A 13,450-nucleotide genomic window follows, 5' to 3' on the forward strand; every position below is an offset into this window, starting at 1 on the left:
ATCGGATTTCGGACTTTTAATGATCTGGTGTCTGAAATCTGACATCTCATATCTTATTTTAATTTCTCATTATTCTGATGACGGTTCTTGTCGCGATCAGTTTTTATCTTCATTTTTTTATCGAAAGCTTCCTGCAGATTGACTCCGGTTTGATTGGCCAAACATAATGTTACAAATAACACATCCGCCAATTCTTCACCCAAATCTTTATTTTTATCACTTTCTTTTTCGCTTTGTTCGCCGTATCGTCTGGCTATAATTCTTGCAACTTCACCAACTTCTTCCGTCAACATTGCCATATTGGTCAGCTCATTAAAATAACGAACGCCAATTGTTTTTATCCATTCATCGACTTGTTGTTGCAGATTTGTGATTTCCATTATGGTATATTGTTAACTTTTTGTTCCAGAGTGATGATTTTTGTTTTTAATCTTTTTAATTCTTCTTCATTATTGGCTGATTTTCCAATGTTTTCAGTGAAATCTGCAAACTTTTTGAAAAGTTTTCTTACAATAAGATAAACTAAGATTAAAGAAATAAAACCTATAATTTTCACAATATTAAAATCCATCTTCTTTAGATATTATATTAAAAATACTGATAAGCTCCGATTGTCGGATTTGAAGTTCTTGAAACATTCGTAATATCTGTAGGAACCGTCGCTGCAACAGTTGTGCTTCCTTTTCCGATTGCCGGAGAATTCTGTTTTACTCTCAAATTCATCTGAGCCGCAAAATAATTAACAAACAAAGGATCCTCATTTTTAATCGACTGAATTACACTTGGCAATGTGTAATCAAAACCAGCTTCTGATGTGTTAGAATATTTAATTAAGCAGTTTTGAATTGTATAATTGAATAAGCTAGGCGGTACGTATTCAAGATTTATAGAATTATCTCTGTCAGAGTAAACAATACTATTTCTTATATTAAGAATAAGTGCGCCGGGATCACTCTGCCCGGATTCGTTCTTCCATTCATTGGTAGCAAAAATTCCTAATCTGTTATATGAATGGAGAAGATCAGAATAATTGGCAATTGTACAATGGGTAAAATTGTGGGTTCCACCTTTGACAATTCCTATTGCTGATTCTCCGCAATTATTCATAACAACGTTATTGGCAGTAATAGTGGAGCCGATAGCATAAATTCCGTATTCCTGGAAAGTATGAATGAAAGAATTGTTGATTGTAGCATTGGCTTGTTTCATTTCCAGACCTTTTGTACCTCCGAAAAGTCTTGCGTAGTTCATATTAATTGTAGAACCGGCATCCATTTTAATAGAATTCCAGTTTTTAGGAATTGTATCATAAGCAGGATCGTTTCTGTCGCCCCGAAGAGTTACGTTATTTGCAAGAGTTCCATTTATATTTAAAGTAGCACCGGTCAAGACTTTCATACCACTGTTTTTATGAAAGTAAACTTTTGTTCCCTGCTGAATATTTAAAATAACGTTTTGATCAATGGTAAGATCTCCGTAAATAATTTTAGCTTTATTATTTGTCCACGTTGCATCAGAAGTAATGATATTAGGATTTGTTGGGCTTTTGATAAAGAATTCCGCATCCTGAACCACAGAGAATAAAACAACCTGTTGCTGCCCTAGCGGACTCTGGAACAAAATTTTGTCTTCGGCAATAGCTTCCGGTCCGGTTGCTTCTGGTGCAATTTCAACGAAAATATATAAACTGTCTTTTTTTCTTAAAGGAACATCTTTAAAATCATAGCCGGGTTTTCCGTCTACATTGATCTTATATAAAGAGGTTGCCCCTTTTTCCAGATGAATTCTTGGGATCAGAATATCCTTGTCTTCATTATTGTATACTTTTACAGCATAGGTTTCAGAGCGAACCTGATGATAAACGGTGTCACAAAAAACCGTATCTCTTGAAAAGCTTAATTCCTGTGAAGGAGCATCAAAGCTAATGTCGTCCTTATTACAAGATACAGTCATGACAAGCATCCAAAAAGAAAAAGCCAGTAATAATTTGAATTTCATCGAAATTAAAGTTTAAATAGATTTCAAATTTAACGAAAATACTTTGAATTTCTTATCTAGAAAAAAATATTGAAAGCTTATTTGGAAATTTAAAAAAAAATTGTATTTTTGCACCCTAAAATTAGCAGAGAAATATCCATTACTATTTCGAAAGCAAACCTTAATTTTTTTAAAAATTGTATTATGAAAAACGGAATTCACCCAGAAAATTATAGACTTGTTGTTTTCAAAGATATGAGTAACGACGAGGTGTTTCTTTGCAAATCTACTGCAGAAACAAAAGATACTATCGAGTACGAAGGACAAGAGTACCCATTAATCAAAATGGAAATCTCTTCAACTTCTCACCCTTTCTACACTGGTAAAGTAAAATTAGTTGACACTGCAGGTAGAGTTGATAAGTTCATGAACAAATACAAAAAATTCGCGAAGTAATTTTTTGTCATTAAAATATTAAAAGTCTTCCAAGTTTTTGGGAGACTTTTTTATTCGTATTTTTGTTGTGACTAGAAATAAAAGTTGGAAATTAGAAGTTAGTATATCCAAAAACTTCAGGTTTCCATTCTCTAACTTCTAGTTTCTAACATCTAACTTCTATCAAATGCAATTAGTATTTTCAGATGCGCAATATTGGGAAGATTTTCTTCCGCTTACATTTACCCGTCCTGTTGCAGAAATGCGATGCGGAATTCTCACTTTTTCCGAAAGATGGCAGAAAATTTTAGAGAACACGGAAATTTCTTACTTCACAGAAACTTATCTTCAGAATAAATTTCAGGAACCTGAAAAAAAAGAAAGTCTTTTTTTGGTAACGAACTTTTTGCCGACGGAAAATGTTATCAGGCAAATTAAAGATTTGAAACAAGGAGAAGCTTTGGTTTATGAAGATGAATTAGTCGCGGCAAAAATTAATATGGATGGTTTTTCTTTGCATCAGATCGAAAAAATGACTGATATTAAGGAAGAACTTACTTTTTTTAAAAAACCGACTGACCTTTTTACTTATAATGATAAAGCCATCGATTTTGATTTTGAATTATTAACAAGAGGGAAAACTTCACAGGAACTTTCTCCAACCAACGGATTTTTGGGAGATAAAAATCATTTATTCATAGAAGAAGGTACTCAAATCGAATTTTCAACGATCAATACCAAAACAGGAAAAATTTATATAGGAAAAAATGCTGAGGTGATGGAAGGTTGTAATCTTCGTGGTCCGATTGCACTTTGTGAAGAATCTAAGTTTAATTTAGGATCAAAAATTTACGGTGCGACTACAATTGGGCCCCATTGTAAAGTAGGAGGTGAAGTTAACAATATCATTATTTTCGGTTATTCTAATAAAGGACACGATGGTTTTGTAGGAAATTCTGTAATCGGCGAATGGTGTAATTTAGGAGCAGATACAAATTCTTCTAATCTTAAGAATAATTACGGTCACGTAAAATTGTGGAATTACAGGACAAAATCTTTCGAAGATACAGGGCTTCAATTTGCAGGTTTAATCATGGGGGATCATTCTAAAACGGCAATCAATACCCAATTAAATACAGGAACAGTGATTGGAGTTGCTTCCAATATTTTCAAAGAAGGTTTTCCTCCTAATCTTGTAGAAAATTTTTCGTGGGGCGGTTTTAAAGATGATGAAAGATTCAAATTAGACAAAGCCTACGAAGTTGCAGAAAAAGCAATGGCAAGACGAAAAGTGCCTTTAACAGACGATGATAAGGCGATTTTTAAATATATTTTTGATACGTATTAATATAATTATATAAAAACTTCAAAATTTTTTGAAGTTTTTTTGTTTTTAATGTAATAAAATGTAAAATCTGGTTGTCTTACTAATAGAAACAAAACTTATGACTCAGGAAATTTTCAAGAATACGGTATTTATTCTCAAAAATGAGATGTATCGCTTTGCGAAAAGGTTTGTCATGAGCAGTGATGAGGCAGAAGATGTGGTGCAGGATCTGATGATAAAATTCTGGCAGAAGAGGGAAGAGCTGGAGCAGTTCGGGAATTTAAAATCCTATGCGTTGAAATCCGTCCGGAACGAATGCCTGAACAGATTGAAACATCACGATGTAAAGTTGGGTTTTGCAGATATGCAGCTTCATCGCTCAGAGCTTTACAGTATGGAGGTGAATAATTTAAAAGAACACATTATTGGTTTTATTAATCAGCTTCCGGAAAAACAAAAGACAGTGATCCATTTGAAAGATGTAGAAGAATATGAAGTCCCGGAAATAGCAGAAATGCTGGAAATGGAAGAAAATGCAGTAAGAGTAAATCTTATGCGGGCTAGACAAAAAGTAAAAGAACAAATTTCACAATTGATGAATTATGAGCAACGACAAATTTCAAGATAAATACGACGAAATCTTCCAAAGTATAAAGGAAGAAAAAATGGACTGGGATTTTGAAGATTTCCTGAAAAAAGCAGAAGGAAAAGATGATGAGGTTCAGAATGATGAAGCGCCAATTATCCCGATTGACAGTAAAAATAAACCTTCGTTTCCAAAATGGTTCTGGATGGCTGCAAGTGTGGTTTTGCTATTGAGTATCGGATTTATTTTTAATTATAATAAAGATTCTGATGTAGAAGATCAGGCGCAATTGGTTGAAAATCAAATTAAAAAACAGAAAAATGATTTCATCGAAGAAAATAGTGATCATCAGGAACAGGTAGCTTTGAATCATACTTCTGATTCTATTGCCGGAGCGAAGAAAGATTCGATTTTCCAGGAAAATACGGTTGCTGAGAAAGATGTTTTAGATGAAATTCTACCAAAAAGAGGAAGACTTAAGAAAGAAAGAAAACCAAAGTTTGTTTATAATTCCTCTTATAATAAAGCTTCAAAAGATTCTACAGGATACAAAGATTCTTACGTGATCGTAAACGGAAAAAGAATCGAAAATGTAGAAGAAGCCATTAATGTGACTAAGTATTCATTCCAAATATTTGCAAATAACGTCAGTGAAAAATTAGTAAAACCTACAGTCGTTGACGACGATTATTAATTAACCTTAAAAAAAGATTATGCACCTGATCAGGCAATAATAATCAAATAAATAAAAATTGACTCATGAAAAAAATATTCATACTATTCGCACTCGCTTTTACTCATTTTTTCAATGTGTATGGGCAAAAAGATAAACTAGACCAGCTTTTTGACAAATATCAGGAAGTGGAAGGAGTAACTTCCATCAAGATTGCAAAACCGATGTTCGGAATGTTAAGCAGCCTGGATTTGGGAGATGCAGAATTGGATCAGATCAAACCTTTATTGTCAAAAATTAATGGGCTAAAAGTTTTTATTGCCGAAAAACCTCAGGACGGAAGTTCTGCAAAAGGGCAGAAGCTGTCCCAGATCAGTAAAGATATTTCTTCTTATTTAAGCAATCTGAACTACAGCGAAATCATGACCATGAACAGTGGTGGTGCTAAAATAAAATTCCTTTCTGCGGAAGAAAAAAATGGAGTTCTTGATGATCTTTTGTTAAGCATCGACAGCGGTGGCGAAGAAAGCATCTTGGTAAAACTCGACGGGAAACTGTCGATGGATGATATCAACAGAATTGTAAACTCCTCTGAAACAAAAATTAACCCTGTTACCAACATAAGAAATAGCATTACGTCAGAAAATAATTCTTCTTATCTGAATGGTGAATCCAGAAATGTAGGCGAATTCTCAGGAATTCATGTGAGTACAGGTGTGAATTTGGTATTCAAACAGGAAAGTCCGACGAATGTAAAGGTGATTGCTGATGCGGATAAACTTCAATATATTATCACTAAAGTTGAGGACGGAGTTTTAAAAGTGTATGTTGATAATAAAGGACAGAAAAACTTGAAATTCAAAAATATCAACGTGAATGTTTCTTCTCCAAGAATGGATAATCTTAAAGCATCTTCAGGAGCGACCTTTACAACAATCAATTCTGTGAATGAAAATAATCTTACGATTGATGCATCTTCGGGTTCTGTGGTAAAAGGAAAATTCAATATTGCAAACAATACGAATGTTGAAGCAACTTCCGGAACAAATGTGAAAGTTGAGGTAAATTCTAAAAGTTTGGTCTTCAAAGGTTCAAGCGGATCTGATACAATTATTGGAGGACAAGCCGGAACGGCGACTTTCGACATCAGCAGCGGTGCACTTCTTAAAGGCGAAAACTTCAGAGTGAATCAGGTGGAGGCAGAATCAACCTCGGGAGGAAGCCTTTCTGTAAATGTGGTTGAAAAATTAAAAGCAAAAGCTTCTTCAGGAGGTTTGATCAAATACAAAGGAAATCCGGAAATCACTTCCGATATCAGCAAAATGTCCGGCGGATCTTTAAAGGAAATTAATTAAAAATTTAACAACAAATCCAAATTGCCATGAAAACAATAAAAAACATTTTTCTTATCGTTTGTACGATGTTTATGATGCAGTCCTGCATAGTTTCTTCAGGAAAAGGAAATATGGCTTATTTTTCAGATTCCGGGAACGATTTTAAAGGAGCGAAATTTACAAGCATCAATGTTCCTATGTTTTTAGCAAAGCCTGTTATTAAAAAAGCATTGCGGGAAGACGGAAAAGACAATGAGGAAATTATTCAGATGATTAAAAAAGTTTCTAAAATTAAAGTCCTGACAGTAGAAAATGGAGACAGAGAAATGCTTAAAGATTTTGCTAATTATCTAAATGATAATAATTACGAAGAATGGGCAACGATAAAACATGATGGCGACAATGTAAACATTCGAGTGAAACAAAAAGGAGATGCGATCAAAAATATGCTCATCACTGTAAATTCAGATAAAGAGTTGGTTTTTGTGGATGTCAGAGGAAATTTTACAGCAAATGATATCTCAAAAATGATTGCTTCAGCAACAGATAAATAGACACTTCATATTCATATCATATACTAAATTTTATTTTGTACAAGAAGACCGTTCCTGAATTTGGAGCGGTTTTTCGATTTAAGTTATTGATTATTAAGTTTTATTTAAACTATCAAAATCGATTTTCGTATCTCGCTGAAAAGTCTTAATTTTGCAAGAAAGTAAAGATGTCTATTCATAACAAAATTGTAGAGACAGCCATCACTTTCGATGACGTGCTTCTAGTTCCTTCTTATTCTGAAGTTTTACCTAATCAGGTTTCATTAAAATCAAGACTTACCGACAAAATTACGCTTAATGTTCCGATAGTTTCTGCTGCGATGGACACGGTGACAGAAGCTGAATTGGCAATTGCATTGGCAAGAGTCGGCGGTTTAGGATTTATTCATAAAAACATGACAATCGCTGAACAGGCTGCACAGGTTAATCGTGTAAAGCGTTCGGAAAACGGAATGATTTCAGATCCTGTTACCCTTTCTAAAGATCATACTTTGGCTCAGGCTAAAGAAACAATGGCGAAATATAAAATCTCCGGTCTTCCTGTAGTTGATGCTGAAAATACATTGATCGGTATCATCACAAACAGAGACGTGAAATATCAGGAAAACCTTGATATGAAGGTTGAGGAGATTATGACGAAAGAAAACCTTATCACTTCTGATAAAGATACCAATCTTGAAAAAGCGAAAGAAATTCTTCTTAAAAGCAGAATTGAAAAGCTTCCTATCGTTGATAAAGACAATAAGTTAGTTGGTTTAATTACGATTAAAGATATCGACAATCAATTAGAATATCCAAATGCAAACAAAGACGAAAACGGTCGTTTGATCGTTGGAGCCGGAGTTGGAGTTGGTGAAGATACATTGGATAGGATTGCTGCTTTGGTTCAGGCTGGAGTTGATATTATCGGTATCGATTCAGCTCACGGACATTCAAAAGGAGTTTTAGATAAAATTTCTGAAATCAGAAAGGCATATCCTGATTTGGATATCGTTGGTGGAAATATTGTAACGGCTGAAGCTGCAGAAGATTTGATCAAAGCTGGAGCAAATGTTCTTAAAGTAGGTGTTGGTCCCGGTTCTATCTGTACAACGAGAGTTGTTGCGGGAGTTGGAGTTCCTCAATTATCTGCTATTTATAACGTTTACGAATATGCTCAATCTAAAAATGTTGCCGTAATTGCTGATGGAGGGATAAAACTTTCTGGTGATATCGTGAAAGCGATCGCAAGTGGAGCAGGAGCAGTGATGTTGGGTTCTCTTTTAGCCGGAACTGATGAAGCTCCGGGTGAAGAAATTATCTTCCAGGGTAGAAAATTCAAGACATATCAGGGAATGGGAAGTCTTTCTGCAATGAAAAGAGGCGGAAAAGAAAGATATTTCCAAAGTGAGGCTAAGAAATTCGTTCCGGAAGGAATCGAAGGAAGAGTTCCGAGTAAAGGATCTTTAGAAGAAGTAATTTTCCAGTTGACAGGAGGGTTAAGAGCGGGAATGGGATATTGTGGAGCTAAAGATATTAAAGCTTTACAAACAGAAACAAAAATGGTAATGATCACAGGAAGCGGCTTGAAAGAGTCTCACCCACATGATGTTATTATTACGCAGGAAGCTCCGAATTATTCTTTATAATAATAAATTAAATATATTAAATAAGGCTATCTCAGTTTTGAGGTAGCCTTATTTTTTATCAATAAGAGCGGGCTTTAGCCCGCTTTCATTAATGGATGAACGAATTTGGCTTTAGCCAAAACTTATATTTTATTAAATTATTTAATAAAAATCTTCAACTAAGAAATTAGGTTAATAAAAGAATCATACGTTCCATCATAATCTTCCCACTTTTGGTTATTTACAAAAAATGATGGAGTTCCGTTTACACCGCTTCTTACGCCACCTTCAAAATCATTCTCAATTTTATCCTGAATATCTCCGGTGTTGATATCATTTTCAATTTTATTAAAATCTAATCGTAAACTTTTTACACACTCTTTCAGCATTTCATTGCTTAATTGATCCTGATTTTCATAAATAAGATCGTGCATTTCCCAAAACTTTCCCTGATTTCCTGCTGCTTCGGCAATCGTTGCGGCTGCCATTGCAAATTCGTGAGAATCCGTCAAAGGAAAGTTCCTGAAAACAAAAGCTACATCATCACCATATTCTTCAACGAATTGTTTCACCAAAGGAAAGGCATGACCGCAATAAGGACACTGATAATCTCCATATTCAACTAAAACGATTTTTGCTGTTTCCGGATTTCCCTGAACATGGTCGTTTGGACCGATTGGGATTCTTAATGTCGACATAGTTATGAGTTTTTATTTAAATTTTCTAGTGCATCGATAATTCCGTCAGCTCCGGGATTGATTCCGTCGGGTGAAAGGTAACTCCATTGAATCACTCCGTCTTTATCAATGACGAATAATGCTCTTTTTGAAGTTCCGTTCTCTTCGTTGTAAACGCCATATTTTTTTGAAACCTCACCTTTAGGATTAAAATCGGCAAGAAGAGGGTAGTGTAATTTCCTGTCTGCCATAAAAGCGTCGTGACACCAGGAGCTATCTACTGAAATTCCTAGAATATCTGCATTGTATTTGTGAAAAATGCTTAACATTTCATTATACAAAGCAACCTGATCTCCACAAACAGGGCTCCAGTCTGCAGGATAAAAAACTAAGATGAGGTTTTTGCCTAAAAAATCAGAACGTTTCAGTTTCTGATCGGGAGTAGAGCGGAGTTCAAAATCCGGTGCTGAGGTTCCTTTTTCTAATATCATATTTGTAGTGATTTTTGGTTAGAAGAATATTGAGTTTGATTATTATAAAATAAAATTAGCGATAAGTATTTAATTACATGCAATCGGTTTACTTAAATTAATATTAAATCAAACTTCCTTATTTAATCTTCGTGTATTTAAATTTTGGTTTGATAACATAGTTTAGAAATCTTCCTTTGGATTGTACGGTTTTGAATCGGTCAAAGGTTTCCTGAGGTACTTTCAGATAATCATAAACTGCTCCCGACTGATATATAATTCTCAATATTTCAGTCTCCGGAAAGTATTTATAATTATTAATTACTGAGGAAGGCATACGAAATTTTGTACAAAAAATGTTCCTTGATTAAAATAAACTTGTTTTATTTCTTTCCAGATATGAAAAAATGTAACTAGAACCAATGATTTTATAATCAAAGGAAAGAAAATCATCATCAAAGTCGCTAAAAGTATAAGTAAAGTCAGGAGTTTTATATTTACAGGAGCAAGAATATAAAACAAAGGTGTAAGAAGTATAATCCCAGTCGGTAGTTTTATACCCACAGGTATAAGAATTTAAATCGCAGGATGACACATTATCATCAAAGTTGCTAAAAGTATAAATGAAGTTGAAAATTTTACACTTAGCTGTGGAATATTTTTAATTGAAATTCTTTTTGTGATTTTGTAGAATTATTTTAAGTAGTCATAAATCCCCCCCTCCACATTTATAATAATTTTTTCTCAATCAAATGAAATATACTTTTTAGATTGTTACAATTTATAATAACAACTAATACGGGTTTATGGTTATATTTAAGATTTTATTTTATAAATTTTGAATATATTTGAGTTAAAATTAAATATTAAACCTGCATTTTAATATTTAAACATTCTTGTTAAATAATTCATGAAATTTAGAGACGATATTTCCTTTCTTCGAGCGATATCTGTAATTGCTGTCATATTATATCATTTTAAATTTACTTTTTTTAAAGGAGGTTTTATTGGTGTAGACATTTTTTTTGTGATATCAGGTTACCTGATGACCCGAATCATTCTAACCGGATTTTCTAAACATAATTTTTCTATTCTTGATTTTTATAAAAAAAGGGTTATAAGGATTTTTCCTGCATTGCTGGTAATGATAACTTTTTTTGCGATATCGATTTATTTTTTAATTCCGACTCAATTCCTTAATTATATTAAATTTTATTTTTCAAGTAGTTTATTTTTTTCCAATATTTATTATTATTTCAATGCAGGCTATTTTAATGCTCCTTCGCAGGTCAATTTTCTTTTGCATACTTGGTCATTGTCTGTAGAATGGCAATTTTATATGGTGTATCCATTGGTCTTGATGACTTTCAGGAAAATTTATATAAACAATAAAAAATTATTTCATTTGATTTTTTTGATGTTAATTTTCCTATCTATGGGATCAATGTATTTCCATTATATATTTAACAGGACTTATTCATTTTATATGTTTTACACAAGAGCATGGGAAATGATGTTTGGAGGATTGGCATTTTTATTTGCGAACTTATTTAAAGAAAAAAAAAGTATTACAAAAAAGATGTTTTTCTATTCCTCTCTGATAATTATTATCTTCTTTATCATATTTACAGATCAACATTCTGTAAGATGGCCATCTTTAATAACTATAATACCCGTTGCTTGTATAACACTAATTTTATTATTGAATCTGGAGCTTAAACTTTTTGAAAATAAAATAATACAGTACATTGGAAATATTTCCTATTCTTTATATTTGTGGCATTGGCCTTTATTTGTTTTCAGTTTATTTTTTGGATTGAATGAAAACTTAACATATAAAATAATTTTTATCTTATTTTCTGTAATTTTTTCGATAATATCTTATCATTTCATCGAAAAAAGAAATTATCAACATAATTATAAATGGATTTTAGGCTCTGCTATTATTCTTTTTTTATCATCATTTTTTATTTCGAAATTAAATCCGAAATATTTATTTAATGATAAAATTGCTAATTTGGCGTATGCTACAACGCATTATAAAAATAGTGAAGAAGCATATCGACAATTCAGTCATGGAAATAAGCATTTATTAGATGTTCAATCTTTTAAAGATTATGATTTAAATAATTTGAAAATTAATAGGGACCAAAAAAATATAATTTTACTGGGAGACAGTCATGCTGGTATGTTCTCTCAAACAATTAATAATATTTTTGATAAAAATAAATATAATCTGATACAAGTTACAGGAGATGCAACCTATCCGATAATAGACGCAGAAATAGGATACCCCGGTCCGAAAGCTCTTTTTAATTACTTTTTTAAAGATTATTTTCCTAAGAATTATAAAAGCATTGATCTTGTGATTATTAGTGCAAATTATTATGATTTTTATAAAGATGACCTGATAAAGAAGATCAATTTTAATGAAAGCTATTTTAATAAGTATAATGTTCCTGTGGTCTATTTAGGCCAAACTGATAATTACGCTGTAGATTTTCCGACACATTTTTATTTGAAAAATAGGTTTGGTGTAGAAAATGTAGAAACAGCTCATCTAACAAATAAAGTTCGTTTGGCAAATCAATATTTGCAAAAAAGGCTTGGAAATCGTTATATAAATCTGCTTGATTATAAAATAAAAAGAGTGGATGAAGCGGGGAGGCCTTATATTAACGATCAAAATCATTTAACGTATTATGGAACGGAGTTGTATAGGTGCCTTATTGCAAAGTTGTTGTTATCGAATTGTATTTGTCATCATGTCGTTAGTAAAAAGTGAAGATTAAAAATATTTTTTGCATGACCTGTTTCGCTCACGGAGCTTTTTGTGTTTTTCATATTTGTCTTTTTTATTGTAAAACAAATATATAAGATTATTCTATTAATTTGCCGAAAACGAAAATTAATCATTTAATTAACAGATAGTTGCAAAATTATTATTTGATATTATTTTTATTATTAAATGGATTAATTGTTTTTTGAAATTTTATAGAATAATTTTTTACAATGGATTATAATTCTTTGATTTTTATGAGATAAAAGATGTCTAGTTTTTGGGGAGACTTACAAATAACAAACCCCACCTTTTTTCGGTGGGGTTTGTTTTTATCCGCTCAAAGTCGGGAGACTTTGCGCAGCAGGCAACATTCGCTCCAATGAGGCTGTTCATTACATAAATATTTCTATTTTATCTATTGATATATAATGAATCTTTTAAATATATATTCTTTTTGTATATCACATAATTCAATTTATTATAATTAATTAAAGAATCTATACTTTTAACATCTTCATTTGTATAATTATCAAATCTTATTTTTGTGTTTTCATCGTTAAAAATCTTGTTACAATAAGATTTATTATCACAATATTGATAATTATTAAAAGCTAAGAATATTTCTCTTTTAGAATTTTTTGGGAAGAAAAATAACGAATTTGAGAATTCTTCATAATTTTTCATTATCGCCATTTTATAAGCTTCATGAGAAATCCCCTTATATAGTCTTTTTTCAGTAAATTCTTGTAACAAAAATTCCATCTTACTATCTAACTTATTTGTAGAATCTGAAGTTATAATCTGTGAAGGAATTGACTGTAACATCTTATTATCTAAATAAAAAGTTGGAGTTATAGGAATCAAATAATTTTTATTACCGTTGTTTTTAATAATTAGTTTGACCAGCAAGCAATGACTATTAAGTTGTTGCTTGCTTTCTACACAGATTTCTATATCCTTTTTTTCTTTTTCATTACACGATAAAACGAAAATTAACAATAATATTATTAAACTAAATTTTCTCATAA

At 32.1% G+C, this 13,450-nt stretch carries 15 protein-coding genes; 8 read left to right on the plus strand and 7 right to left on the minus strand.

Annotated elements, in window-relative coordinates; all coding sequences use genetic code 11:
* Nucleotides 1–53 precede the first annotated feature (53 nt).
* Genes ABD745_RS21285 through ABD745_RS21295 form a run of 3 tightly spaced genes read right to left on the minus strand, consistent with a single transcriptional unit; the run spans nucleotide 54 to nucleotide 1,998 of the window.
* The gene (locus ABD745_RS21285; protein WP_344834976.1) at nucleotides 54–380 is read right to left on the minus strand and encodes a nucleotide pyrophosphohydrolase; all 327 of its coding nucleotides are present in this window, start codon (nucleotides 378–380) and stop codon (nucleotides 54–56) included.
* A complete protein-coding gene (locus ABD745_RS21290; protein WP_344834978.1) occupies nucleotides 380–571 on the minus strand; it encodes a hypothetical protein in 192 nt (63 codons plus the stop codon). The genes ABD745_RS21285 and ABD745_RS21290 overlap by 1 nt, the downstream gene beginning before the upstream one ends.
* 17 nt (nucleotides 572–588) lie before the next feature.
* Nucleotides 589–1,998, minus strand: coding sequence for a hypothetical protein (locus tag ABD745_RS21295; RefSeq protein ID WP_344834981.1), 1,410 nt, complete (start codon nucleotides 1,996–1,998; stop codon nucleotides 589–591).
* A gap of 183 nt (nucleotides 1,999–2,181) precedes the next feature.
* Between ABD745_RS21295 and ABD745_RS21300 the strand changes: the two genes are divergently transcribed.
* The 7 genes from ABD745_RS21300 to guaB all read left to right on the plus strand — a co-directional run bounded on the left by ABD745_RS21300 (nucleotide 2,182) and on the right by guaB (nucleotide 8,514).
* Nucleotides 2,182–2,433, plus strand: coding sequence for a type B 50S ribosomal protein L31 (locus ABD745_RS21300; protein WP_002976190.1), 252 nt, complete (start codon nucleotides 2,182–2,184; stop codon nucleotides 2,431–2,433).
* A 166-nt stretch (nucleotides 2,434–2,599) separates the two neighbouring features.
* Nucleotides 2,600–3,760 (plus strand): GlmU family protein, encoded by a 1,161-nt coding sequence (locus ABD745_RS21305; protein ID WP_344834985.1) that lies wholly within the window; start codon nucleotides 2,600–2,602, stop codon nucleotides 3,758–3,760.
* Between the two features lie 97 nt (nucleotides 3,761–3,857).
* Nucleotides 3,858–4,367: an RNA polymerase sigma factor gene (locus ABD745_RS21310; RefSeq protein ID WP_425549817.1), complete on the plus strand. Its 510-nt coding sequence runs from the start codon at nucleotides 3,858–3,860 to the stop codon at nucleotides 4,365–4,367.
* Nucleotides 4,342–5,019 carry a hypothetical protein gene (locus ABD745_RS21315; protein ID WP_344834988.1) on the plus strand — a complete coding sequence of 226 codons (678 nt, stop codon included), beginning with the start codon at nucleotides 4,342–4,344 and terminating at the stop codon, nucleotides 5,017–5,019. Before ABD745_RS21310 ends, ABD745_RS21315 begins: the two co-directional genes overlap by 26 nt.
* A 65-nt stretch (nucleotides 5,020–5,084) precedes the next feature.
* On the plus strand, nucleotides 5,085–6,353 hold the full coding sequence (locus ABD745_RS21320) for a DUF4252 domain-containing protein (protein ID WP_344834991.1): 1,269 nt from the start codon (nucleotides 5,085–5,087) through the stop codon (nucleotides 6,351–6,353).
* Nucleotides 6,354–6,379: 26 nt separating this feature from the next.
* Nucleotides 6,380–6,886, plus strand: a complete 507-nt coding sequence (locus tag ABD745_RS21325) for a DUF4252 domain-containing protein (protein WP_344834993.1) — start codon at nucleotides 6,380–6,382, stop codon at nucleotides 6,884–6,886.
* Between the two features lie 167 nt (nucleotides 6,887–7,053).
* Nucleotides 7,054–8,514, plus strand: coding sequence for an IMP dehydrogenase (guaB, locus tag ABD745_RS21330; protein ID WP_344834996.1), 1,461 nt, complete (start codon nucleotides 7,054–7,056; stop codon nucleotides 8,512–8,514).
* Nucleotides 8,515–8,672: 158 nt separating this feature from the next.
* Here the strand turns inward: guaB and ABD745_RS21335 are convergent, their stop codons facing one another.
* From ABD745_RS21335 to ABD745_RS21345, 3 genes are all read right to left on the minus strand, one after another.
* Nucleotides 8,673–9,191: a DsbA family protein gene (locus tag ABD745_RS21335; RefSeq protein ID WP_344834998.1), complete on the minus strand. Its 519-nt coding sequence runs from the start codon at nucleotides 9,189–9,191 to the stop codon at nucleotides 8,673–8,675.
* Between the two features lie 2 nt (nucleotides 9,192–9,193).
* Nucleotides 9,194–9,661, minus strand: coding sequence for a redoxin domain-containing protein (locus ABD745_RS21340; protein ID WP_344835000.1), 468 nt, complete (start codon nucleotides 9,659–9,661; stop codon nucleotides 9,194–9,196).
* A gap of 118 nt (nucleotides 9,662–9,779) precedes the next feature.
* On the minus strand, nucleotides 9,780–9,977 hold the full coding sequence (locus ABD745_RS21345) for a KTSC domain-containing protein (protein WP_344835002.1): 198 nt from the start codon (nucleotides 9,975–9,977) through the stop codon (nucleotides 9,780–9,782).
* A gap of 573 nt (nucleotides 9,978–10,550) precedes the next feature.
* On the opposite strand from ABD745_RS21345, the gene ABD745_RS21350 reads away from it, so the two are divergent.
* Complete coding sequence (locus ABD745_RS21350) at nucleotides 10,551–12,425, plus strand: acyltransferase family protein (RefSeq protein ID WP_344835004.1); 1,875 nt, start codon at nucleotides 10,551–10,553, stop codon at nucleotides 12,423–12,425.
* A 408-nt stretch (nucleotides 12,426–12,833) separates the two neighbouring features.
* On the opposite strand, the gene ABD745_RS21355 is transcribed toward ABD745_RS21350, so the two are convergent.
* Nucleotides 12,834–13,448: a hypothetical protein gene (locus ABD745_RS21355; protein ID WP_344835007.1), complete on the minus strand. Its 615-nt coding sequence runs from the start codon at nucleotides 13,446–13,448 to the stop codon at nucleotides 12,834–12,836.
* Between the last annotated feature and the right edge of the window lie 2 nt (nucleotides 13,449–13,450).

The sequence above is a fragment of the Chryseobacterium ginsenosidimutans genome, from assembly GCF_039536845.1.
In the GTDB taxonomy this organism is placed as follows: domain Bacteria; phylum Bacteroidota; class Bacteroidia; order Flavobacteriales; family Weeksellaceae; genus Chryseobacterium; species Chryseobacterium ginsenosidimutans_B.

What these genes read in the sequence shown, in the direction of transcription:
- ABD745_RS21335 (WP_344834998.1), bottom strand. Translation starts at nt 9,191, where the DNA reads ATGTCGACATTAAGAATCCCAATCGGTCCAAACGACCATGTTCAGGGA.
- ABD745_RS21300 (WP_002976190.1), top strand. Translation starts at nt 2,182, where the DNA reads ATGAAAAACGGAATTCACCCAGAAAATTATAGACTTGTTGTTTTCAAA.
- ABD745_RS21285 (WP_344834976.1), bottom strand. Translation starts at nt 380, where the DNA reads ATGGAAATCACAAATCTGCAACAACAAGTCGATGAATGGATAAAAACA.
- ABD745_RS21340 (WP_344835000.1), bottom strand. Translation starts at nt 9,661, where the DNA reads ATGATATTAGAAAAAGGAACCTCAGCACCGGATTTTGAACTCCGCTCT.
- guaB (WP_344834996.1), top strand. Translation starts at nt 7,054, where the DNA reads ATGTCTATTCATAACAAAATTGTAGAGACAGCCATCACTTTCGATGAC.
- ABD745_RS21305 (WP_344834985.1), top strand. Translation starts at nt 2,600, where the DNA reads ATGCAATTAGTATTTTCAGATGCGCAATATTGGGAAGATTTTCTTCCG.
- ABD745_RS21355 (WP_344835007.1), bottom strand. Translation starts at nt 13,448, where the DNA reads ATGAGAAAATTTAGTTTAATAATATTATTGTTAATTTTCGTTTTATCG.
- ABD745_RS21290 (WP_344834978.1), bottom strand. Translation starts at nt 571, where the DNA reads ATGGATTTTAATATTGTGAAAATTATAGGTTTTATTTCTTTAATCTTA.
- ABD745_RS21295 (WP_344834981.1), bottom strand. Translation starts at nt 1,998, where the DNA reads ATGAAATTCAAATTATTACTGGCTTTTTCTTTTTGGATGCTTGTCATG.
- ABD745_RS21315 (WP_344834988.1), top strand. Translation starts at nt 4,342, where the DNA reads ATGAGCAACGACAAATTTCAAGATAAATACGACGAAATCTTCCAAAGT.
- ABD745_RS21310 (WP_425549817.1), top strand. Translation starts at nt 3,858, where the DNA reads ATGACTCAGGAAATTTTCAAGAATACGGTATTTATTCTCAAAAATGAG.
- ABD745_RS21325 (WP_344834993.1), top strand. Translation starts at nt 6,380, where the DNA reads ATGAAAACAATAAAAAACATTTTTCTTATCGTTTGTACGATGTTTATG.
- ABD745_RS21350 (WP_344835004.1), top strand. Translation starts at nt 10,551, where the DNA reads ATGAAATTTAGAGACGATATTTCCTTTCTTCGAGCGATATCTGTAATT.
- ABD745_RS21320 (WP_344834991.1), top strand. Translation starts at nt 5,085, where the DNA reads ATGAAAAAAATATTCATACTATTCGCACTCGCTTTTACTCATTTTTTC.
- ABD745_RS21345 (WP_344835002.1), bottom strand. Translation starts at nt 9,977, where the DNA reads ATGCCTTCCTCAGTAATTAATAATTATAAATACTTTCCGGAGACTGAA.